We start from the raw sequence: 23,834 nt of genomic DNA, 5'->3' as shown, positions 1-23,834 counted from the left end.
AGATGGAAATAAAGAAACTTGGAGAGCAGACTGTAAGTGATGTATTGCAGTTCATTGCCCCTGGTGCGCCTCTTCGGGAGGGAATTGATAATGTATTGCGAGCCAAGACGGGCGGGCTCATTGTGATCGGTTATAATGAAAAGGTAAAAGGTATTGTGGATGGCGGATTTTCGATCAATTGTCCTTTTTCACCAAGCTATTTATATGAGCTTGCTAAAATGGATGGAGCCATCATATTGAATGAATTAGGTAACAAGATTTTATTTGCCAATGCCCAGTTGGCACCTAATTCGGAGATTCCGTCAACGGAAACAGGTATGCGGCACCGGACAGCAGAGCGAGTGGCTAAACAAACAAAAGCATTGGTGATAGCTATTTCACAAAGGAGAAATGTTATTACCTTATATCAAGGGAACTTTCGATATGCGTTAAAAGATATTGCCGTTATATTAACAAAGGCAAATCAGGCCATTCAGACACTTGAAAAATATAAAGTGGTACTTGAACATAGCATCACCAATTTAAGTATTTTAGAGTTTGAGGAGTCGGTGACATATAATGACTTCTTACTCGTTCTCCATCGTTTTGAAATGGTCTTAAAGATAAAAAATGAACTATTAACCTTCTTGCATGAGCTTGGGACTGAGGGCAGGCTAATTCGTCTACAAATGAATGAAATCTTAACCGATCTTGAAGAAGAAATCATGCTGATAATCAAAGATTATGCTTTTGAACGCGATATCCAGGCTCGGGATGTGCTTTTGCGAATGCAGTCACTGGCAAATAGCGGAACGATTGAGGACATGGTGTTGTTGAAATTAATGGGTTATCTTGGCTATGTCCATCTCGATGAAAATAAATTTCCGCGCGGTTATCGAATTCTCAATAAAATTCCTAGATTGCCTTCCATTATCATAGAGAACCTAATCAGTTCTTTTGGGGAACTGGCTAAAATCATAACAGCAACCGTTGAAGAGCTTGATGATGTGGAGGGAATTGGGGAAGTTCGGGCAAAGAAAATTAAAGAGGGGTTTAAATTAATTAAAGACCGGCTTTATACGGACCGTCATCTATAAAAAGATTGAAAAAGAAACTCGTCTATGCTAAAATGCACTGCCTCAATATGTTTGACACGAAAAATTTCCAATGATAACCTATGAAGAGTAAGATTTTAACAATACAAATTTGTTTCAAAAAGATTACTGTTATAAAAAATAATCACAAATTCAAGGTTTCAATTTTAGGAATATGTTTATAATGAATTAGAGGAGGTGAAGGAATGTTAAAAAGAATTGTGCAGGCATGCTTCCTCATTATTGGGGGTACGCTAGGAATACTATTACTGCCGGAATTGTTTAAATTACTTCATACCAATGACATTCCACTGATTAATAACTCATATGTTACTGCTATTATAGGTGCTATTATTTTTTATCTTATTACCTTTTGGGCAGTAGATTATGTCTTTAATTTTATTAAATGGACGGAAGATTCTTTAGTTAAAATCCCTGTAACAGATGTTCTATTTGGCAGTGTCGGATTGATTTTTGGTTTATTTGTTGCTTTTTTGATTGGTTTTGCACTAAATGCAGTCCAGGTACCGATCTTAAATGCGGTTGCACCCATCCTCTTGACGCTATTGTTTGGTTACATGGGATTTCAGGTTGGATTTAAAAAGCGGGATGAACTTTTAGGGCTTTTTGGAAACCGCAGCAACAAGAAAAAGTCCGGGGAAGAAGAAGTAGAGCCAGCAACGGGTAAAGCATTGAAAATACTTGATACCAGCGTTATTATTGATGGGCGGGTAGCTGATATTTGCCAGACTGGTTTTCTGGAAGGTACTATCGTTATTCCACAGTTTGTTCTGGAAGAATTACAGCATATTGCCGATTCCTCCGATGTATTAAAGCGAAATCGGGGACGCAGAGGCTTGGACATTTTAAATCGGATTCAAAAGGAACTTTCGATTAAGGTGGAAATCTATGAAGGAGATTTTGAAGAGATTAGTGAGGTTGATTCGAAACTCGTTAAGCTCGCAAAATTAACAAATGGAATTCTGGTAACCAATGATTTTAATTTAAATAAAGTATGTGAATTACAAAATGTCTCTGTGCTAAATATTAATGACTTAGCTAACGCTGTAAAACCAGTTGTTCTGCCAGGTGAAGAACTAACGGTTCAGGTTATTAAAGATGGAAAAGAATATCACCAAGGTGTAGCTTATTTGGATGATGGAACGATGATCGTTGTGGAAGAAGGAAGAGAATATATCGGGAAGAGAATTGAAGTACTTGTGACAAGCGTTCTTCAAACATCTGCCGGACGGATGATCTTTGCAAAACCAAAGTTACTAGAAAAAGCATTATAAAAAATGGGAGGCACTCTCCTATTGAGCGTCTAGAATGGAGTGCTTCAAACGAATGAATGAGAAAGACAGATAGGGGTTTTTTTATGGCTTACCAAGTCATTCTCCCGGCTGCCGGCTTGGGGAAAAGAATGCGAGCGGGGAAAAATAAACTTTTATTAGAGCTTAATGGTATGCCGGTTCTGGTTCATACATTAAGGGTCTTTGAAGAGGATGAAGCCTGCACGGGAATTATTTTAGCGACCCATCCACAGGATGATAGGGAAATCACTGGACTTTTGAAGAAGTACCGCATCTTAAAAGTATTGAATTTGGTACCGGGTGGGGATGAACGTCAGCACAGTATCTATAATGCGCTTCGAACAGTTAAAACCGATGGAATCATTCTTGTTCATGATGCAGCTCGTCCTTTTATTCGAAAGGGCCATATCCACCGCTTAGCACAAAAGGCAGATGAAACCGGTGCAGCCATTATTGGTGTTCCGGCTAAAGATACGATGAAAAAAGTAAAAGATGGTGTGGTAGTGGAAACTGTCGAACGTGCAAGCTTGTGGGCTGTTCAAACCCCACAAGCTTTTCGCATTTCCATCCTTAAGAAGGCTTATGAAAGAGCAGACCAGGAACATTTTCTTGGAACAGATGATGCCAGCTTAGTAGAACGTTTGGGTTATCCAGTGTCTATTGTTGAGGGAGACTACGATAATATTAAGCTGACAACACCAGAGGATTTATACTTTGCAGAAGCAATACTCGAAAAGCGGAAGCGCCTTGAACAGGGGCGACAAGCATAAGACGAGCCGGCGAGAAGGTTGTTCTTTAACCTTCTCGACGGATTGGCTTAGACCAAAGAGCCCCTAGGTGCAGTAGCTAGACAGTTATCAAAGTTCAAAGGAATGAAATTAAATATAAGAGAAGGAGTTTTACTGATGTTTCGAATTGGACAGGGCTTTGATGTACACCAATTAACAGAAGGACGTCCACTGATTATTGGAGGGGTCACTATTCCCTATGAAAAGGGCCTATTGGGTCATTCTGATGCGGATGTTTTATTACATACTATCTGTGATGCCTGTCTTGGTGCGATTGGCGAAGGTGATATTGGCAAACATTTTCCAGATACGGACCCTAACTTTAAGGATGCTGACTCTGCTAAGCTGACAGAACATGTCTGGCAACTCGTCAAGAACAAAGGATATAAGTTAGTTAACGCAGATTGTACCATTATAGCCCAAAGACCGAAAATGGCGCCATATATCGAGCAAATGCAGGCAAAAATTGCCGAATTGTTAGGGGCATCTCCTGAGCAGATTAATGTAAAGGCAACAACAACAGAAAAACTCGGCTTCCCGGGTAGAGGCGAGGGAATTGCTTCCCAAGCGGTTGTTTTATTAAAAAGGCTAGGTTAAAGTTTAATGCTGATTTTGGAACTATGTTGATTGGAGTGGAAGGCGCTCGACTCTTGCGGGAGTACGGGGCAGGGGAGACCCCGCAGACGCTTTAGCGTCGAGGAGGCTCCCCGGCACGCCCGCGGGTTTGCTGAGCGCCTGGAGCGGAAATCAACATCTTTATTTAACATAGCAATTAAAAAAGGTGAATGATTAATCTTTATTGATAGAATACACAGTGGTAAAATAAGTGGTTGAGACAATATATATCGATGGAGGCATTATGATGTCAAAAGAGGTTCGTGTAAGGTATGCTCCAAGTCCAACAGGACATTTACATATTGGAAACGCCCGTACTGCATTATTCAATTATTTATTTGCTCGAAACAAGCAAGGAAAATTCATTATCCGCATAGAAGATACGGATAAAAAACGAAATATTGCCGGCGGAGAAGAGAGCCAATTAAAATATTTAAAATGGCTCGGAATGGATTGGGATGAAAGCGTGGATGTTGGCGGTGAATACGGTCCTTACCGTCAATCAGAAAGAAATCACATTTATGAAACTTATTATAATCAGTTATTAGAAAACGGCCATGCCTATAAATGTTATTGTACGGAAGAAGAACTAGAAGCAGAACGTGAAGCCCAGACAGAAAGAGGGGAAAATCCTCAGTATTCTGGTAAATGCCGTCATTTAACAGAGGAACAACGCCGTCAATATGAAGCAGAGGGTCGACAACCAAGTATTCGTATTGCCGTGCCTGAGGGCAAAACATATACATTTGATGATATGGTCAAAGGGGTTGTATCCTTCGAATCCGAGGGAATGGGCGACTGGGTCATGGTGAAAAAGGATGGTACACCAACCTATAACTTTGCTGTTGCAGTTGATGATTATTTAATGGAAATTAGCCACGTCCTTCGTGGGGATGATCATATTTCGAACACGCCAAAACAATTAGTGGTTTATGATGCATTAGGCTGGGAGCCGCCTATTTTTGGACATATGACCTTAATTGTCAACGAAAGCCGGAAAAAGCTAAGTAAGCGTGACGAATCAATTATTCAATTTATTGAGCAATATGAGGAATTAGGCTATTTGCCAGAGGCATTATTTAACTTTATCACACTATTAGGCTGGTCACCGGCTGGTGAAGAGGAAATATATTCAAAAGAGGAATTTATTGAGATTTTTGATGCCAATCGCCTTTCTAAATCTCCGGCATTGTTTGATACGCAAAAGCTAACATGGATGAACAACCAATATATGAAAAAAATTGAGGTTGACCGCGCCCTTGAACTCGCGTTGCCACACTTAATCAAAGCAGGCCGCCTAAGTGAAAGCTTAACTGATGAGGAGCATGAGTGGGCTCGCAGCCTAGTAGCTCTTTTGCAGGAAAAAATGAGTTTTGGTGCTGAAATCGTTGAATTATCAGATATGTTCTTCCAAGATGATGCCGTTTATGAAGTAGACGCGGAGGAAATCTTAAGAGGTGAAACCGTTCCGGAAGTACTAAGGGCATTTTCTCATGAGCTTGACCAACTTGACAGCTTCCGGGCAGACGGAATTAAAGCAGCGATGAAGGCTGTACAAAAGTCAACCGGACAGAAAGGAAAGAATCTATTTATGCCGATTCGTGCTGCCGTAACGGGACAAACACATGGACCAGACCTGCCGCAAGCAATCGAATTATTAGGAAAAACAAAGGTACAAAACAGAATTAATAAAATAATTAGTTAACAATAGAGAGAAAATGTAATATAGTAAAAGAAAGCGGAAGCGCCTTGACCAGGCGCTGGAGCTGGACAGTTATCGAGGTCCAATGTTAGAATCCTAATAATATAAGATAAAGCTAAGAAGAGGAAAAGTAGAAAAATGATGCTTTTAAAGAGAGAACCATCAGCGGCTGAAAGTGGTTTAAGCCTCCCATTTTTTGAAATGCACCTCTGAGCCCCATCTCGAAAGGAGTCAACTCACGAGTAGATTTGGGCGGAGCCATCCGTTAACAAGTAGAGTGAGGTATTCGTAAGCTAGACTCCATGTTTCGGGGGATCGTTTACTAGACCTAATCAGAGTGGAACCACGTACTATGCGTCTCTGTCAATTATGACAGGGGCGTTTTTTATATATAGAAAAAGGGGGAAGAGCGGGTGTTCAATAGGATGAAGGAAGACATCGAGGTTGTTTTTGAACAAGATCCTGCGGCAAGGAGCACGTTAGAAGTCGTGATGACCTATTCTGGTTTGCATGCTATTTGGGCACATCGGATCGCACATGCCTTCTTCAAGCGGAAATTATACTTCCTTGCCCGTGTCATTTCACAAGCAAGCCGTTTCTTTACTGGAATTGAAATTCATCCAGGAGCAAAAATAGGCAGGAAATTTTTTATCGACCATGGTATGGGTGTTGTGATAGGGGAAACTTGTGAAATTGGGGATAATGTAACTATATACCAAGGTGTTACTCTCGGTGGAACAGGGAAAGAAAAAGGAAAACGTCACCCAACGATTAAAGATAATGTCCTCATTGCTACTGGTGCAAAGATACTTGGCTCCATTACTGTCGGTGAAAACTCTAAAATTGGCGGCGGTTCTGTTGTATTAAAAGAGGTTCCACCCAATTCAACAGTAGTGGGAATCCCGGGAAGAGTCGTTATTCAAGATGGTGTCCGAGTACCGCAAGCCAAAGATTTAAATCATTGTGATCTACCCGATCCAGTCGCTGACCGTCTCCGCGAGATGGAAAGTGAAGTCAATCAGTTGAGGCAGGAGCTTCAGGAATTAAAAAATGAAGGGATAAAAGTCAATGACCATTCAAATATATAATACATTATCCAGAAAGAAAGAAACCTTCGTTCCACTTGAGGAAGGAAAGGTTAAAATGTATGTCTGCGGTCCTACCGTCTATAATTATATTCATATAGGAAATGCCCGTCCGGCGATCGTGTTTGATTCGGTACGAAGATATATGGAATACCGCGGTTTTAAGGTGAAATATGTTTCAAATTTCACTGATGTGGATGATAAATTAATTCGAGCAGCTAATCAGCTTGGAGAAGATGTTCCAACCATTGCGAACCGCTTTATTGATGCTTATTTTGAGGACGTTTCGGCGCTTGGCTGCAAAAAGGCGGATGTGCATCCACGTGTCATGGAAAATATGGACATCATTATTGATTTTATCAGCCGGCTAGTAGATAAGGGCTTTGCTTATGAATCAGAAGGGGATGTCTATTTCCGTACTAGAAGCTTTGATGAGTATGGGAAACTTTCTCACCAGTCAATTGATGACCTTCAAGTAGGAGCCCGAATCGAAGTGGGTGATAAGAAAGAGGATGACTTAGACTTTGCTCTTTGGAAAGCGGCCAAAGAAGGAGAAATCTATTGGGAAAGTCCTTGGGGATTAGGACGTCCCGGCTGGCATATTGAATGCTCCGCAATGGCGAAGAAGTACCTGGGTGAGACGATTGATATCCATGCAGGCGGACAAGATTTAACCTTCCCACATCATGAAAATGAGATTGCCCAATCAGAAGCGCTTAATGGGAAATTATTCTCAAAGTATTGGATGCATAATGGTTATATTAATATTGATAATGAAAAAATGTCAAAGTCACTTGGCAACTTTGTTCTAGTCCATGATATTATCAAAAAACATAATCCACAGGTATTGCGTTTCTTTATGCTATCAGTTCACTATCGTAATCCGATTAATTACAGTGAGGAATTATTAGAAAGTACCAAGGCAGCGTTTGAACGGATCAAGACCTCTTATCAAAATTTAATACATCGCAAAGAGGCGAGTACGAATTTAACTGACCATGATCAAGAGTGGCTAGATAAGCTGACCAATCTTCATGAGCAATTTATTGAAGCAATGGATGATGACTTCAATACGGCCTTGGCCATTTCAGTTCTATTTGATATTTCAAAACTGGCCAATTATTATCTTTTAGAAAAAAATACATCTGTAGAAGTGATTAACGCCTTTACAAACAAATTTGACGAATTGTTTGGAGTGCTGGGCTTAACACTTGGCAGTGAAGAAGTAGTAGATGAAGACATTGATGCGCTGATCGAACAGCGGAATCAAGCCCGGAAAGACCGAAACTTCCAATTGTCAGACCAGATTCGAGATCAATTAAAAGAAATGAATATTATTTTAGAGGATACACCGCAAGGTACAAGGTGGAAAAGAGGCTAATTCATGCTTGATTATGAAAACAACATTGATGTCAAACAATTGAATAGTCTCGCTTTAGCCTATATGGGAGACGCCGTTTTTGAATCGTATGTAAGAAGGCATCTCCTCTATAGCGGCAAGGTGAGACCTAACCAATTACACCGGCTTGCGACACGATACGTATCCGCAAAGGCACAGAGTCAGATTCTCTTTCAAATGATGGATGAAGCGATTTTAACGGAAGAGGAAACGGCTGTCGTTTTGCGCGGTAGAAATGCTAAATCAGGAACAGTTCCTAAAAATACAGATGTCCAAACCTATCGCTACAGCACAGCATTTGAAGCATTAATAGGCTATTTATTTTTAGAAGGTAGAATAGAGCGCTTAGAAGAGCTTGTTAAAAAGGCGCTTGAATATGTTGATCAGAAAGGAGGCGTATCCAAATGAGTCAGGAATATATCGTCGGGAAAAACCCAGTGATTGAAGCACTCAAATCGGAGAGAGATATTAACAAAATACTTATTGCTGAAGGTTCACAACGGGGACAAATGCAGCAGATTACCCATTTAGCCAAAGAGGCTAATGTCCTTGTTCAATTTGTACCAAAGAAGAAACTGGATCAAATTTCGGAAGAAAATCATCAAGGCGTGCTTGCCTATGTGGCGGCATATCAATATGCAGAAATTGATGATTTGTTCGCTGCAGCGGAGAAGCGGAATGAGGTACCGTTTTTCTTATTGCTGGATGAAATTGAGGATCCGCATAACCTTGGGTCAATTATGAGGACAGCTGATGCGGTTGGAGCGCATGGAATTATTATTCCGAAACGCAGGGCAGTTGGATTAACTGCCACTGTTGCGAAAGCCTCAACAGGTGCCATTGAATATATACCAGTTGTTCGGGTAACTAATATGGCACGGACGATAGATGAATTGAAAGAACGGGGAGTTTGGATTGCCGGAACGGATGCAAAGGGGAAGGAAGATTACCGTCAAATGGATGGAACACTTCCACTTGGATTAGTGATTGGCAGTGAAGGGAAAGGAATGGGCCGGTTAATCCGTGATAAATGTGATTTTTTGATTCATTTACCGATGGTTGGAAAAGTAACATCGTTAAATGCTTCTGTGGCTGCATCCTTGCTTATGTATGAGGTATATCGCAAACGTCATCCGCTTGGCAGGTAGTATATATGGACATCCTGCTCGTAGACGGATATAACATTATTGGGGCTTGGCCAGAATTAAAAGTGCTAAAGGATCGGGACCTGCCAGCTGCGAGGGACCGTTTAATTGAAAAAATGGCCGAATATCAAGCCTTTTCCGGATATCGTGTCATTATTGTTTTTGACGCCTATTATGTACAAGGGATAGAGAAAAAGTATAATAACCATAAAGTTGAGGTTATCTTTACGAAGGAAAATGAAACAGCGGATGAGCGGATTGAAAAAATGGCCATAAGTCTAAGCAATCGAAGAACACAAATCCATGTAGCTACTTCAGATTTTACGGAGCAATGGGCCATATTCGGGCAAGGAGCATTACGAAAGTCCGCTCGTGAGCTATTGATTGAAATGTCTTCGGTTGAAAAAGGAATAGAAAAGAAGGTAAAAAAAATTCAAGACGGTAAACCTGTCTCCAAAATTCCCATGAGTGACGAAATGGCAGAAATTTTTGAAAAATGGCGTAGAGGGAAGAAATGAGCGCTCGACTTCAAAATATTTCTAATGTATACTATTAGTATCTATGCATGTTCGGTGGAGGCGATCTACTTTGAGTACGGACTTCGGAGCTAAGAATAACGAGCGTTTTTTCGTAATGGAAGACGAGGAAATTGTCGACTTGGTACACCAAGGAGATAGTGAAGCATTGGATTATTTGATTCACAAGTATCGAAATTTTGTACGTGCAAAAGCAAGATCCTATTTTTTGATTGGTGCCGATAAAGAAGATATTGTCCAAGAAGGAATGATTGGCTTATATAAAGCCATTCGAGATTTTCGCGAGGACAAGCTTACTTCGTTTAAAGCGTTTGCTGAACTTTGTATTACCCGCCAAATTATCACGGCCATTAAGACTGCAACAAGGCAAAAACATATTCCGCTAAATTCTTATGTTTCATTGGACAAGCCTATTTATGATGAAGAGTCTGACCGCACATTAATGGATGTTTTATCAGGTGCTAAGGTACTTGACCCTGAAGAGTTGATTATTAATCAAGAGGAATTTGACCATATTGAAGTGAAAATGACTGAGTTATTAAGTGATCTAGAGCGAAAGGTGCTGGCGCTCTATTTAGACGGTCAGTCGTATCAGGAAATATCGGAAGAGCTAAATCGTCATGTGAAATCAATTGATAATGCCTTACAGCGGGTTAAAAGAAAACTAGAGCGGTATTTGGAAATACGAGAATTTTCTTTGTAGAATTATCTATATGATGAACCCGTCTTACGAGTTATTGACATTAAATAGGGGTCATGATACATTTTTAGTGATACACGAGAATAGTTAGGTGATCGAATATGAGCAAAAAAGTTATCTTAGCTTGTGTGGATTGCGGTTCTCGAAATTATTCGACAGCTAGCCAAGAAACACAAACCGAACGTTTAGAGCTAAAAAAGTTTTGTAAAAATTGTGCGACCCATACGATACATCGGGAAACCAAATAAAGATAGATACTAGCACTGCCTATTTATGATTGTTGGGGGTTACGAAATAATGCAACGCATAAAGAAGTTCTTCAGTGAAATTCTCCGTGAAATGAGAAAAGTCAGCTGGCCAAAACGAGGAGAATTAGTTCGTTCCACTGTGACAGTTCTAACAACTGTAGTCTTTTTCGCAGCGTTTTTTGCCGTGTTGGATTTAGGAATTTCAAAATTGATTCGTTTAATTCTTGAATAATAAGCCATCATTCATGGTATAATGGAAACTAATAAAGGAAATTTTACCTAAAAGCCCGTATAAACGGGTTTTTTAATTTGTCTAAAAAGCAGAAGCGTGATTATGAGCATTGGGCTTGTAGATAGGGATGAATTTCCACAAAAATGAGGGAGGGACGGACGATCTAGTCCTCTTAAATGGAAAAGAATTGGTATGTTGTTCATACTTACTCTGGTTATGAAAATAAAGTAAAAACAAACTTAGAAAAAAGGGTCGAGTCAATGGGCATGGCAGATAAAATATTCCGTGTCGTTGTACCTGAAGAAGAAGAAACAGAAATCAAAAACGGCAAAAAGAAGGTTGTCAAACGCAAGGTATTCCCTGGATATGTACTAGTTGAAATTGTCATGACGGATGATTCCTGGTATGTCGTACGTAATACACCGGGTGTAACTGGGTTTGTTGGCTCTGCTGGTTCCGGTTCTAAACCAACACCATTACTACCAGAAGAAGTAACAGTATTACTTAAGCGTATGGGCGTGGAAGAAGCTCGGATTGATGTTGATTATGAAATTGGGGAAACAGTCCGCGTTAAAGAAGGTCCTTTTGCTAACTTTACTGGGTCTATTGAAGAAATGGACAAAGACCGTGCAAAACTAAAAGTATTAGTAAATATGTTTGGTCGTGACACGCCAGTTGAACTTGATTTTACACAGATTGATAAGCTATAAAATACGAGAAAAAAAGAAAAATAATCTGTTATTGTAAAAAAACTTGAAATCATGATTAAAAAATGTTAATATTTCATAGGTCAGTATGTCTCCATTGTGAGACTGGACCCAAGTTTTAAGTTCTTTATGATTTTTATATAAAGACATATGATGAGTGGGAGGGTCTGAATAGTCCCTATTACCACATCACGGACTTTAAGGAGGTGTGTCTCGTGGCTAAAAAAGTAATTAAAGTTGTTAAATTGCAAATTCCTGCTGGTAAAGCAAATCCAGCGCCACCGGTTGGTCCTGCACTAGGTCAAGCAGGTGTTAATATCATGGGATTCTGTAAAGAATTTAACGCTCGTACAGCAGATCAAGCTGGATTAATCATTCCTGTTGAAATTACGGTATTTGAAGACCGTTCATTTACATTTATTACGAAAACTCCTCCTGCTGCCGTTCTTTTAAAAGTAGCAGCTGGAATTCAGTCAGGTTCAGGTGAACCTAACCGTAATAAAGTAGCAACAGTAAAGCGTGATAAAGTACGCGAGATTGCGGAACAAAAAATGCCTGACCTTAACGCAGCTAGCGTTGAAGCAGCAATGCGCATGGTTGAAGGTACTGCACGCAGCATGGGTATCGTCATCGAAGACTAATCCATGGAACTTTTGCTTTAATGTAATGAAGGGGTTGCGATGTTTAAATGTACTCGCAACCTTTGTTCTGTCTAGCTGCGGCACCTTAATTGTTTTAAGAGTGCCTCCGCTTTTCGGAGTGGGAGAATAATTCGCTAAAACCACAATCTAGGAGGAAATAAAAATGGCTAAAAAAGGTAAAAAGTATTTAGAAGCTGCAAAGCTTGTAGATCGCTTAAAAGCATACCCAATTGCTGAAGCAATTGATCTTGCTAAAAAAACAAACTTCACTAAATTTGATGCAACTCTTGAAGTGGCTTTCCGTTTAGGTGTAGATCCTAAGAAAGCTGACCAACAAATCCGTGGTGCAGTTGTGCTTCCAAACGGAACTGGTAAAACTCAACGCGTTTTAGTATTCGCTAAGGGTGAGAAAGTGAAAGAAGCAGAAGCAGCTGGCGCTGATTATGTAGGAGATTCTGAATACATCAACAAAATCCAACAAGGATGGTTTGATTTTGATGTAATCGTAGCAACTCCTGACATGATGGGTGAAGTTGGTAAACTTGGTCGTGTATTAGGACCTAAAGGCTTAATGCCAAACCCTAAAACTGGTACAGTTACATTTGATGTAACAAGAGCGATCAACGAAATCAAAGCAGGTAAAGTTGAATACCGTGTAGACAAGTCTGGTAACATTCATGTTCCTATCGGTAAATCATCTTTCGAAAACGAAAAGCTTGTTGAAAACTTCAACACTATTTTTGATACAATGCAAAAAGTTAAACCTGCAGCTGCAAAAGGTACTTACATGAAGAATGTTACTGTTTCTTCAACAATGGGACCTGGCGTAAAAGTAGATCCATCTACTGTATCAGCGAAGTAATTTATTACCAATTGACAATCTAGAGTATATTTTATATAATATATTTTGTTGTTTAAAATAAAACATTTGTACTGTAGACAGCAGGTGCGTAATTGCTTAATTTCCTGCCGAGGTAGAGCGAATAGATTAAGCTGATCTTTCAGCTTTTGTATGCTGCCTCCATGTCTTTGCTTGATGTGGAGGTTTTTAAATGCCTGGTATAAATGTAGATAATCTACAGGAGGTGTAAAGATGAGCAGTGTAATCGAACAAAAGAAACAAATAGTTGATGAAATTACTGAGAAATTCAAATCTAGCGTATCAACAGTTGTTGTTGACTATCGTGGTCTTACAGTTGCGGAAGTAACTGAACTTCGTAAACAACTTCGTGAAGCTGGCATTGATTTTAAAGTTTACAAAAACACAATGACTCGCCGTGCTGCTGAAGCTGCTGAGCTTTCTGGTTTAAACGAAGCATTAACAGGTCCGAATGCTATTGCATTCAGTTCTGAAGATGTAGTAGCACCAGCTAAAATCTTGAATGATTTTGCTAAAAAACACGAGGCGCTTGAACTTAAAGCAGGTGTTATCGAAGGTAACGTAGCAACAGCTGAAGAGATTAAAGCTCTTGCTGACCTACCATCACGCGAAGGCTTGCTTTCTATGCTACTCAGCGTACTTCAAGCTCCAATTCGCAATCTTGCTCTTGCTGCAAAAGCAGTTGCAGATCAAAAAGAAGAACAAGGCGCGTAAGTTAAAACTAACAGCCTAACAAAATAAAACGTAACGAAAACTAAGGAGGAAACTTAATCATGACTAAAGAACAAATCATTGAAGCAGTTAAATCTATGACTGTTTTAGAACTTAACGATCTTGTAAAAGCAATCGAAGAAGAATTCGGCGTAACTGCTGCAGCTCCTGTAGCTGTTGTTGGTGGAGCTGGTGCAGCTGCTGCTGAAGAAAAAACAGAATTCGACGTAATCCTAGCTGGCGCTGGAGACCAAAAAATCAAGGTTATCAAAGTTGTTCGTGAAATCACTGGTCTTGGTCTTAAAGAAGCAAAAGATCTTGTTGACAACACTCCAAAACCACTTAAAGAAGGCGTTTCTAAAGAAGAAGCTGAAGCAATCAAAGCTAAGCTTGATGAAGTTGGAGCTAACGTTGAAGTTAAGTAATTTTACTATAAAAAAGCTCGCTGCATAAGCGGGCTTTTTTTGACTTCCTCAATTTTCTTCAAATATATCTCCTCGGGAGGTGAGTCTATTGTCCGAACACTACTATTCTCGAACACAAAATGTTGAAAGTGATCCGAAATTCTGGGGTTTTCAATTGCGAAACCATTCTTTCCGCTTTAAAACGGATAATGGTGTATTTTCAAAACGAGAAGTAGATTTTGGCTCGCGATTACTCATAGAGTCTTTTAATATGCCAGACGTTAAAGGTCAGGTGCTTGACGTAGGCTGTGGCTATGGACCGATTGGTTTATCCATTGCCAAAGAATTTAATGATCGCATTGTCCATATGGTAGATGTGAATGAGCGTGCCTTAGAACTGGCAAAAGAAAATGCCTCTATAAATCATATTACCAATATTAATATTTATGAAAGCGACCGCTTGGTAAATGTTAAGGGTGATCAGTTTGCTGCCATCCTGACAAATCCGCCAATCAGAGCAGGGAAACAAACGGTACATGATATTTTTGAACAAAGCCACGAGCATCTTGTTCCGAATGGCGAACTTTGGGTCGTCATTCAAAAGAAACAAGGAGCCCCGTCAACACTTGAAAAATTAAAAACTCTATTTTCAGATGTCGAGACCGTTGACAAATCCAAAGGTTATTTTATTATTAAGGCTAAAAAATAGTTGACTCTAATTTAACGTTGTGTTAGCATTATAAAATGCCATCATAATAATTTCCGAATTATTCCTTAAAATACTTATTTTTAAGTATAAAAACGGCATAAGAAGGAAATGATGACAAAATAATAATCAAAATGTGAAAATGTGGTTTTGAGTAAAAACCCTTTTTCTTTTTGTCTAATTGGTTGAGTCTTTGGTTCTACTATTTAGACGTAATAGATTTATTAAAAAACGCTTGATTTGAGGGGTGAATCAGTTGACAGGTCAACTAGTTCAGTATGGACGACACCGCCAACGTAGAAGTTACGCACGAATCAGTGAAGTTTTAGAATTACCAAATCTCATCGAAATCCAAACCTCTTCATATCAGTGGTTCTTGGATGAAGGTTTGCGTGAAATGTTTCAGGATATTTCACCGATTGAGGATTTTACTGGTAACCTATCACTGGAATTTATTGATTACAGCCTTGGCGAACCAAAGTATTCTGTAGAAGAATCTAAAGAACGGGACGTTACATATTCTGCTCCATTACGTGTAAAAGTACGTCTTGTAAACAAAGAAACTGGTGAAGTAAAAGACCAAGATGTATTTATGGGTGATTTCCCGCTAATGACAGAAACAGGTACATTTGTCATTAATGGCGCAGAACGCGTTATTGTATCACAGTTAGTGCGTTCACCTAGCGTTTACTTTAGTGGAAAACTTGATAAAAATGGCAAGAAAGGTTTTACTGCAACAGTAATTCCGAACCGCGGCGCTTGGCTGGAATATGAAACAGATGCCAAAGATGTCGTATATGTGAGAATAGATCGTACTCGGAAACTGCCCGTTACGGTTCTTTTGCGTGCACTAGGTTTCGGCTCTGATCAGGAAATCATTGAACTGGTTGGAGATAACGAGTACATCCGTAATACCCTTGAGAAAGATAATACAGAGGGTGTCGACAAAGCGCTGTTAGAAATCTATGAGCGCCTTCGTCCCGGCGAACCGCCAACAGTTGATAACGCAAAGAGTTTATTAGTGTCACGTTTCTTTGATCCAAAACGCTATGATCTTGCGAATGTTGGACGTTACAAAATTAATAAAAAGCTTCATATTAAAAATCGCCTTTTCAACCAACGTTTAGCGGAATCTCTTGCAGATCCGGAAACGGGTGAAATTATCGCTGAAAAAGGAACACTTCTTGATCGAAGAAACCTTGACAGAATTATTCCTGCTCTTGAAAAGAATATTAATTTCAGAGGCTATAATCCTGTTGGCGGTGTTGTAGAAGAAGAAATTATTCTTCAGGGCATTAAGATTTATGCACCAGGCGATGAGAATGAAAAGGTTATTAATGTACTAGGTAATGCCTATGTACAAGAGCCAATTAAAAATATTACACCTGCTGATATCATTGCATCCATCAGCTACTTCTTCAATTTGTTGCACGGAGTAGGCGATACAGATGATATTGACCATTTAGGTAACAGACGTCTTCGTTCTGTTGGTGAACTATTGCAGAACCAATTCCGGATTGGATTATCTCGTATGGAACGTGTTGTTCGTGAAAGAATGTCCATCCAGGACACTGCGACGATTACACCACAGCAATTGATTAATATCCGTCCTGTTATTGCATCCATTAAAGAGTTTTTCGGAAGCTCACAATTATCACAGTTCATGGATCAAACCAACCCGCTTGCTGAATTAACACACAAGCGTCGTCTTTCTGCATTAGGACCTGGTGGTTTAACACGTGAACGTGCAGGGATGGAAGTACGTGACGTACACTATTCCCACTATGGACGTATGTGTCCTATTGAAACGCCTGAAGGTCCAAACATCGGTTTGATTAACTCGCTGTCATCTTATGCGAAAGTTAACCGATTTGGATTTATTGAAACACCATACCGTCGTGTTGACCCAGATACCGGTAAAATTACAAGCCGGATTGACTATCTAACAGCGGATGAAGAAGACAACTATGTAGTGGCTCAAGCGAACTCACGCCTTGATGATGATGGCTCCTTCCTTGATGAAGAGGTTGTGGCTCGTTTCCGTGGTGAAAACACGGTTGTCAAACGTGAACGCATCGACTACATGGATGTATCACCAAAACAGGTAGTATCTGCAGCAACGGCATGTATTCCGTTCCTTGAAAATGACGACTCCAACCGTGCCTTGATGGGTGCGAACATGCAGCGTCAAGCCGTGCCTTTAATGCAGCCTGAAGCGCCAAGAGTTGGTACTGGTATGGAATATGTATCAGGAAAAGACTCAGGTGCAGCGGTCATCTGTAAGGAAGATGGTATTGTCGAGCATGTTGAGGCTCGTGAGGTTTGGGTACGCGCAATTAAAGAAGTAGATGGCCAAGAAGTAAAAGGCGATCTTAGAAAATATCGTTTATTAAAATTCATTCGTTCTAACCAGGGTACTTGCTATAACCAGCGTCCAATCGTAGCCGTTGGCAACCGGGTGAAAAAGGGTGAAATTTTAGCAGACGGTCCGTCCATGGAATTAGGAGAGCTTGCACTAGGACGTAATGTTCTCGTAGCCTTCATGACATGGGATGGATATAACTATGAAGATGCCATTATTATGAGCGAACGTCTTGTAAAAGATGATGTCTATACTTCTATTCATATCGAAGAATATGAATCAGAATCTCGTGATACAAAATTAGGACCTGAGGAAATTACCCGTGATATTCCAAACGTAGGGGAAGATGCCCTTCGTAACTTGGATGAGCGTGGAATTATCCGTACGGGTGCTGAAGTAAAAGATGGTGACCTTCTCGTTGGTAAAGTAACACCAAAAGGGGTAACCGAATTAACAGCTGAAGAACGTTTACTTCATGCTATTTTTGGTGAAAAAGCTCGTGAAGTCCGCGATACTTCACTAAGAGTTCCGCATGGCGGCGGCGGTATTGTTCATGATGTTAAAGTCTTCAATCGTGAAGATGGTGATGAATTACCACCAGGTGTAAACCAGCTTGTCCGTGTCTATATCGTTCAGAAACGTAAGATTCACCAAGGTGATAAAATGGCGGGTCGTCACGGTAACAAAGGGGTTATCTCACGGATTTTACCAGAAGAAGATATGCCTTACTTACCAGACGGTACACCGGTAGATATCATGTTAAACCCATTAGGGGTACCATCTCGTATGAATATCGGTCAGGTGCTTGAGCTTCATTTAGGTATGGCAGCGAGATACCTCGGCATTCATGTTGCAACGCCGGTATTTGACGGTGCGCGTGAAGAAGATGTTTGGGGTACGATTGAAGAAGCAGGTATGGCTCGTGATGCCAAAACTGTTCTATATGATGGCCGTTCAGGGGAACCATTTGATAACCGAGTATCTGTCGGTGTCATGTATATGATTAAACTGGCCCACATGGTTGATGACAAACTCCATGCCCGTTCTACAGGACCATACTCACTTGTTACACAGCAGCCATTGGGCGGTAAAGCTCAATTCGGTGGTCAGCGTTTCGGTGAGATGGAGGTTTGGGCACTTGAAGCATACGGTGCAGCCTATACACTGCAAGAAATCCTCACAGTTAAATCGGACGACGTTGTTGGTCGTGTGAAAACATATGAGGCGATTGTAAAAGGTGAAAATGTTCCGGAGCCAGGTGTTCCAGAATCATTCAAAGTATTAATTAAAGAACTTCAAAGCTTAGGTATGGATGTAAAAATTCTTTCCGGTGATGAAGAAGAAATTGAAATGCGCGATATGGAAGATGAGGAAGACTTACAACAAGTTGACACATTGAATATCGTACCTGATGCACCAAACTTTGAATCTGAAAAAGTTGGTTCAAAAGAGTAATCATTAAACCAAGGCTGCAGCGTACAACCTTTGTGCGCTGTAAGCTTTTCTTCTGGATATCGAAAGGGAGGTAGGCCCCTTGCTAGACGTTAATAATTTTGAATATATGAAAATTGGTCTTGCTTCACCGGATAAAATCCGTTCATGGTCATTCGGAGAAGTCAAAAAACCAGAAACCATTAACTATCGTACATTAAAGCCTGAAAAAGACGGCTTATTCTGTGAGCGAATCTTTGGTCCAACGAAGGACTGGGAATGTCATTGCGGAAAATATAAGCGCGTTCGTTACAAAGGCGTTGTCTGTGACCGCTGTGGTGTTGAAGTAACGAGGGCAAAGGTACGTCGTGAACGAATGGGTCACATTGAATTAGCTGCACCTGTCTCACATATTTGGTACTTCAAGGGTATCCCGAGCCGAATGGGGCTTGTATTAGACATGTCTCCTCGTGCATTAGAGGAAGTAATCTACTTTGCTTCATATGTAGTGACGGATTCAGGTGAAACTCCACTTGATAAAAAACATCTTTTATCTGAAAAGGAATATCGTGCTTATCGTGAAAAGTACGGTAATAAATTCCAAGCTGCAATGGGAGCAGAAGCGATTAAAAAGCTTCTATCTGATATTGATTTAAATAAAGAAGTAGACGGCCTAAAGGAAGAACTTAAAACAGCACAAGGTCAGCGCCGTACACGTGCGATTAAGCGTCTTGAAGTGTTGGAAGCCTTCCGTAATTCAGGCAATGAGCCATCATGGATGATACTTGATGTACTTCCCGTTATTCCACCTGAACTTCGTCCGATGGTTCAATTGGATGGCGGACGTTTTGCAACATCTGACCTAAACGATCTTTATCGCCGGGTTATTAACCGTAATAACCGCTTAAAGCGTTTATTGGATCTTGGTGCTCCAAGCATTATCGTTCAAAATGAAAAGCGTATGCTTCAAGAAGCGGTCGATGCATTAATCGATAATGGACGCCGAGGCCGACCAGTTACTGGTCCTGGTAACCGTCCGTTAAAATCACTTTCACATATGCTGAAAGGTAAACAAGGTCGTTTCCGTCAAAACTTACTCGGAAAACGTGTTGACTATTCCGGTCGTTCCGTTATCGTTGTAGGTCCGAATCTAAAAATGTACCAATGCGGTCTTCCGAGAGAAATGGCGCTTGAACTCTTTAAGCCATTTGTGATGAAGGAACTTGTAGAAAAAGGGTTAGCCCATAACATTAAATCGGCTAAACGTAAAATCGAACGTGTATCTCCAGATGTCTGGGATGTACTCGAAGACGTTATTAAGGAGCACCCAGTTTTATTAAACCGTGCCCCAACATTGCATAGATTAGGTATTCAGGCATTTGAACCAACACTTGTTGAAGGGCGTGCAATTCGACTTCATCCGCTTGTATGTACTGCGTATAATGCGGACTTTGACGGTGACCAAATGGCTGTTCACGTACCACTATCATCTGAAGCACAAGCAGAAGCTCGTCTATTGATGCTAGCTGCTCAAAATATCTTGAACCCTAAAGATGGTAAGCCAGTTGTTACACCATCACAGGACATGGTTTTAGGTAACTATTACTTAACCTTAGAGCGTGAAGGCACAGTTGGTGAAGGTATGGTCTTTAAGGACACAAGTGAAGCGATCCTTGCTTATCAGAACGGTTATGTTCACTATCATACACGTGTTGCTGTTCATGCTGGATCATTGGGAAATGAGACGTTTACAGAAGAACAAAATAATAAGTTATTAATCTCTACGGTTGGTAAGCTTATTTTTAATGAAATTCTGCCGAAGTCATTCCCATATATCAACGAACCAACTCGTCACAATTTAGAGGTCGAAACACCTGCCAAGTACTTTGTGGAAAAAGGTGAAGACGTTAAAGCGAGAATTAAAGAAATGCCATTGATTGATCCGTTTAAGAAGAAAATTCTTGGAAATATCATTGCAGAAGTCTTCAAACGTTTCAAAATTACGGAAACGTCTAAAATGCTTGACCGGATGAAAGACTTAGGGTTTAAACACTCGACAAAAGCTGGTTTAACAGTAGGTGTGGCGGATATTGTCGTACTTCCTGAGAAATCGCAAATTCTTCATGATGCTCAAGATAAAGTAGATAACGTAATGAAGCAATTCCGTCGTGGTCTTATCACCGAGGATGAGCGTTATGACCGTGTCATTGCGATTTGGAGTGCTGCGAAAGACACCATTCAAGGGAAACTGATGAAATCCTTGAATAAATCGAATCCAATCTTTATGATGAGTGATTCCGGTGCCCGTGGTAACGCCTCTAACTTTACACAGCTTGCTGGTATGCGTGGGCTGATGGCCAACCCGGCTGGGCGTATCATCGAATTACCAATTAAATCAAGTTTCCGTGAAGGACTAACTGTATTAGAGTACTTTATCTCGACACACGGTGCGCGTAAAGGTCTTGCCGATACAGCCCTTAAAACAGCTGACTCTGGTTACTTAACACGTCGTCTCGTTGACGTTGCTCAAGATGTAATTGTTCGTGAAGACGATTGTGGAACTGACCGCGGCTTCTTAATCAGTGCCTTGAAAGACGGTACAGAAACCATCGAAGGCTTGGACGAACGTTTAATTGGCCGTTATGCTCGTACACCAATTAGACACCCTGAAACAAATGAAGTTATTGTTCCTGAAAATGGCTTAATTACTGAGGACTTAGCAGAAGTTATCGTTGGTGCAGGAATTGAAGAAGTGAAAATTAGATCTGCCTTTACATGTAATACTCGCCATGGGGTATGTAAGAAATGTTATGGCCGCAACTTGGCAACTGGTCAAGAGGTTGAAGTGGGTGAAGCAGTTGGAATTATCGCTGCCCAATCAATCGGTGAGCCAGGAACACAGTTAACGATGCGTACATTCCATACCGGTGGGGTTGCCGGAGACGATATTACCCAAGGTTTACCGCGTATTCAGGAGATTTTCGAAGCGCGTAATCCTAAAGGGCAAGCTGTCATTTCTGAAATTGATGGTGTTGTAGTAGGTATTAATGAAGGCCGTGATCGCCAACATGAAATCGTGGTTCAAGGTGAAGTGGAATCGCGTACCTATAATGCTCCATATACAGCCCGTTTGAAAGTAGCGATTAATGATCAAGTTGCACGTGGTCAAGAACTAACAGAAGGTTCTATTGATCCGAAAGAATTAATCAAAGTTAAAGACGTTACATCTGTTCAAGAATACCTACTGCGTGAGGTTCAAAAAGTTTACCGAATGCAAGGGGTAGAAATTGGCGATAAGCACGTTGAAGTAATGGTTCGTCAAATGCTACGTAAGATTCGCGTCAGCGATGCAGGGGAAACAGAAGTTCTTCCAGGTACACTTCTTGATATTCATCAGTTTACTGATGCCAACGAGAAAGCACTGCTTGAAGGCAGATTGCCTGCAACAGGACGTCCAGTCTTACTTGGAATTACCAAAGCATCACTTGAAACAGATTCATTCTTGTCTGCTGCGTCATTCCAAGAAACAACAAGAGTTCTTACGGATGCAGCTATTAAAGGAAAACGTGACGAGTTACTCGGCTTGAAAGAAAATGTTATCATCGGTAAACTTGTTCCTGCAGGTACAGGAATGCAACGCTACCGTAAAGCAGAGCCAGTACTACGTGATACCACTTCCGAAGAAACTGTTGCAATCGATTAGTTAAATACTGTGGTACCTGCTTTTTGGTAGGTACCACATTTATGAAAAAATTTACCAATAGCTATTAGGAATAAAAAAATCAAAACATTAGTTGACATCTATTTGGTAAGATGATACTATATCAAAGGTGCTCCTATTAAAGGATACTTTGGAGGATATGAAGATTGTCTTATGAAAAAGTATTAAAAGCACACAAGTTTGTTATAGGTACAAAACAAACAGTGAAAGCACTGAGAGAAGGAAATGTTCAAGAACTTTTGGTTGCAACTGATGCTGAGTCTAGGCTAACAGCGAAAGTTGTCGAAGAAGCAAACCTGAGACAGATCCCAATTCAATATGTTGATTCGATGAAAAAACTCGGCAAAACATGTGGAATTGATGTTGGTGCAGCAGCTGTTGCAATTATCCGTTAAAAACTGTTTTTGTAGATAGAGTAATCTGCAAAAACTTTGTTTTTGCAAAAAAATGAACCACCTGGATGTGTGGGTTTACAAATAACGAAGGGAGGAAAAGAATCATGCCTACAATTAACCAATTAGTGCGTAAGCCTCGTCAATCTAAAGAGGAAAAGTCAAAATCTCCAGCGCTTAATAAAGGTTACAACAGCTTCAAGAAATCTCAAACAGATGTATCTTCACCACAAAAACGCGGTGTATGTACTCGTGTTGGTACAATGACTCCGAAAAAACCAAACTCAGCGTTACGTAAATATGCACGTGTACGTTTGACAAATGGTATCGAGGTGACAGCATACATTCCTGGTATCGGACACAACCTTCAAGAACATAGTGTTGTTCTTATTCGTGGAGGACGTGTAAAGGATTTACCAGGGGTACGTTATCATATCGTACGTGGAGCGCTTGATACTGCTGGTGTAAACAACCGTATGCAAGGTCGTTCTAAATATGGTACTAAGAGACCAAAAGCAGCTAAGAAATAAAACACATTAAATAGAAGCTTCTTTGAAAGGAGGAAACAAAATGCCACGTAAAGGTCCTGTAGCAAAAAGAGACGTGTTACCTGATCCACTTTACAATTCAAAATTAGTTACTCGTCTAATCAATAAAATGATGATCGATGGTAAAAGAGGTAAATCTCAAGAAATTCTTTATTCTGCGTTTGATACAATTCGCGAACGCACTGGCAAAGAGCCAATGGAAACTTTTGATGCAGCTATGAAAAATATCATGCCTGTTCTAGAAGTTAGAGCTCGTCGTGTAGGTGGTGCGAACTACCAAGTACCAGTTGAGGTGCGCCCTGATCGCCGTACAACTTTAGGTCTTCGTTGGTTAGTGAACTATGCGCGTCTTCGCGGTGAAAAGACGATGGAAGAGCGTTTAGCAAACGAAATTATGGATGCAGCTAACAACACTGGTGCATCTGTTAAGAAACGCGAAGATACACACAAAATGGCTGAAGCAAACAAAGCGTTTGCTCACTATCGTTGGTAATC

Annotated in this window: 24 protein-coding genes and 2 other annotated features; all 24 genes read left to right on the top strand. The window is 40.5% G+C overall.

The window, feature by feature from the left end; genetic code table 11:
- Positions 1–2 precede the first annotated feature (2 nt).
- The 24 genes from disA to rpsG all read left to right on the top strand — a co-directional run bounded on the left by disA (position 3) and on the right by rpsG (position 23,832).
- Entirely contained in the window at positions 3–1,076 is a 1,074-nt protein-coding gene (gene disA / locus JOC76_RS26575; protein ID WP_205181818.1) for a DNA integrity scanning diadenylate cyclase DisA, read from the top strand.
- Between the two features lie 203 nt (positions 1,077–1,279).
- Positions 1,280–2,368, top strand: coding sequence for a PIN/TRAM domain-containing protein (locus tag JOC76_RS26570; RefSeq protein ID WP_205181817.1), 1,089 nt, complete (start codon positions 1,280–1,282; stop codon positions 2,366–2,368).
- Positions 2,369–2,451: 83 nt separating this feature from the next.
- Positions 2,452–3,156: a 2-C-methyl-D-erythritol 4-phosphate cytidylyltransferase gene (gene ispD, locus JOC76_RS26565; protein ID WP_205181816.1), complete on the top strand. Its 705-nt coding sequence runs from the start codon at positions 2,452–2,454 to the stop codon at positions 3,154–3,156.
- A 135-nt stretch (positions 3,157–3,291) separates the two neighbouring features.
- Positions 3,292–3,771 (top strand): 2-C-methyl-D-erythritol 2,4-cyclodiphosphate synthase, encoded by a 480-nt coding sequence (gene ispF, locus JOC76_RS26560; protein WP_205181815.1) that lies wholly within the window; start codon positions 3,292–3,294, stop codon positions 3,769–3,771.
- A gap of 265 nt (positions 3,772–4,036) precedes the next feature.
- Positions 4,037–5,494, top strand: a complete 1,458-nt coding sequence (gene gltX / locus JOC76_RS26555; RefSeq protein ID WP_205181814.1) for a glutamate--tRNA ligase — start codon at positions 4,037–4,039, stop codon at positions 5,492–5,494.
- Between the two features lie 105 nt (positions 5,495–5,599).
- Positions 5,600–5,856, top strand: a binding site (T-box leader).
- Positions 5,857–5,904: 48 nt separating this feature from the next.
- On the top strand, positions 5,905–6,579 hold the full coding sequence (gene cysE, locus JOC76_RS26550) for a serine O-acetyltransferase (protein ID WP_205181813.1): 675 nt from the start codon (positions 5,905–5,907) through the stop codon (positions 6,577–6,579).
- Positions 6,560–7,957, top strand: a complete 1,398-nt coding sequence (cysS, locus tag JOC76_RS26545) for a cysteine--tRNA ligase (RefSeq protein WP_205181812.1) — start codon at positions 6,560–6,562, stop codon at positions 7,955–7,957. Before cysE ends, cysS begins: the two co-directional genes overlap by 20 nt.
- Positions 7,958–7,960: 3 nt before the next feature.
- Complete coding sequence (locus JOC76_RS26540; protein ID WP_205181811.1) at positions 7,961–8,383, top strand: Mini-ribonuclease 3; 423 nt, start codon at positions 7,961–7,963, stop codon at positions 8,381–8,383.
- Entirely contained in the window at positions 8,380–9,123 is a 744-nt protein-coding gene (gene rlmB, locus JOC76_RS26535; protein WP_205181810.1) for a 23S rRNA (guanosine(2251)-2'-O)-methyltransferase RlmB, read from the top strand. Before JOC76_RS26540 ends, rlmB begins: the two co-directional genes overlap by 4 nt.
- Before the next feature lie 5 nt (positions 9,124–9,128).
- Positions 9,129–9,638, top strand: coding sequence for an NYN domain-containing protein (locus JOC76_RS26530; protein WP_205181809.1), 510 nt, complete (start codon positions 9,129–9,131; stop codon positions 9,636–9,638).
- Between the two features lie 70 nt (positions 9,639–9,708).
- Positions 9,709–10,359 (top strand): RNA polymerase sporulation sigma factor SigH, encoded by a 651-nt coding sequence (gene sigH, locus JOC76_RS26525; RefSeq protein ID WP_239557984.1) that lies wholly within the window; start codon positions 9,709–9,711, stop codon positions 10,357–10,359.
- A 98-nt stretch (positions 10,360–10,457) separates the two neighbouring features.
- Positions 10,458–10,604, top strand: a complete 147-nt coding sequence (gene rpmG, locus JOC76_RS26520; RefSeq protein WP_205181807.1) for a 50S ribosomal protein L33 — start codon at positions 10,458–10,460, stop codon at positions 10,602–10,604.
- 49 nt (positions 10,605–10,653) lie between these two features.
- Positions 10,654–10,836, top strand: coding sequence for a preprotein translocase subunit SecE (secE, locus tag JOC76_RS26515; protein ID WP_205181806.1), 183 nt, complete (start codon positions 10,654–10,656; stop codon positions 10,834–10,836).
- Between the two features lie 176 nt (positions 10,837–11,012).
- Positions 11,013–11,546 carry a transcription termination/antitermination protein NusG gene (nusG, locus tag JOC76_RS26510; RefSeq protein ID WP_205181805.1) on the top strand — a complete coding sequence of 178 codons (534 nt, stop codon included), beginning with the start codon at positions 11,013–11,015 and terminating at the stop codon, positions 11,544–11,546.
- A gap of 212 nt (positions 11,547–11,758) precedes the next feature.
- Positions 11,759–12,184 (top strand): 50S ribosomal protein L11, encoded by a 426-nt coding sequence (gene rplK / locus JOC76_RS26505; RefSeq protein WP_141561102.1) that lies wholly within the window; start codon positions 11,759–11,761, stop codon positions 12,182–12,184.
- 163 nt (positions 12,185–12,347) lie between these two features.
- Entirely contained in the window at positions 12,348–13,046 is a 699-nt protein-coding gene (gene rplA, locus JOC76_RS26500) for a 50S ribosomal protein L1 (protein WP_205181804.1), read from the top strand.
- Positions 13,047–13,099: 53 nt separating this feature from the next.
- Positions 13,100–13,244: a sequence feature (ribosomal protein L10 leader region), on the top strand.
- Between the two features lie 33 nt (positions 13,245–13,277).
- A complete protein-coding gene (gene rplJ, locus JOC76_RS26495; RefSeq protein ID WP_205181803.1) occupies positions 13,278–13,778 on the top strand; it encodes a 50S ribosomal protein L10 in 501 nt (166 codons plus the stop codon).
- Between the two features lie 59 nt (positions 13,779–13,837).
- The gene (gene rplL / locus JOC76_RS26490; protein WP_205181802.1) at positions 13,838–14,200 is read left to right on the top strand and encodes a 50S ribosomal protein L7/L12; all 363 of its coding nucleotides are present in this window, start codon (positions 13,838–13,840) and stop codon (positions 14,198–14,200) included.
- A gap of 88 nt (positions 14,201–14,288) precedes the next feature.
- Positions 14,289–14,888: a class I SAM-dependent methyltransferase gene (locus JOC76_RS26485; protein ID WP_205181801.1), complete on the top strand. Its 600-nt coding sequence runs from the start codon at positions 14,289–14,291 to the stop codon at positions 14,886–14,888.
- 253 nt (positions 14,889–15,141) lie between these two features.
- A complete protein-coding gene (rpoB, locus tag JOC76_RS26480) occupies positions 15,142–18,702 on the top strand; it encodes a DNA-directed RNA polymerase subunit beta (RefSeq protein WP_205181800.1) in 3,561 nt (1,186 codons plus the stop codon).
- Between the two features lie 79 nt (positions 18,703–18,781).
- The gene (gene rpoC / locus JOC76_RS26475) at positions 18,782–22,381 is read left to right on the top strand and encodes a DNA-directed RNA polymerase subunit beta' (protein WP_205181799.1); all 3,600 of its coding nucleotides are present in this window, start codon (positions 18,782–18,784) and stop codon (positions 22,379–22,381) included.
- 164 nt (positions 22,382–22,545) lie between these two features.
- Complete coding sequence (locus tag JOC76_RS26470) at positions 22,546–22,794, top strand: 50S ribosomal protein L7ae-like protein (RefSeq protein ID WP_205181798.1); 249 nt, start codon at positions 22,546–22,548, stop codon at positions 22,792–22,794.
- 104 nt (positions 22,795–22,898) lie between these two features.
- Entirely contained in the window at positions 22,899–23,321 is a 423-nt protein-coding gene (gene rpsL, locus JOC76_RS26465; protein WP_101645931.1) for a 30S ribosomal protein S12, read from the top strand.
- 40 nt (positions 23,322–23,361) lie between these two features.
- Positions 23,362–23,832, top strand: a complete 471-nt coding sequence (gene rpsG / locus JOC76_RS26460) for a 30S ribosomal protein S7 (protein ID WP_101645932.1) — start codon at positions 23,362–23,364, stop codon at positions 23,830–23,832.
- The last annotated feature ends 2 nt before the right edge of the window (positions 23,833–23,834 follow it).

Source organism: Neobacillus cucumis (assembly GCF_016908975.1).
GTDB classification, from domain to species: domain Bacteria; phylum Bacillota; class Bacilli; order Bacillales; family Cytobacillaceae; genus Neobacillus; species Neobacillus cucumis.
Note: the sequence above shows the minus strand (reverse complement) of the source record. Positions and strands in the feature narration are given on the sequence as shown.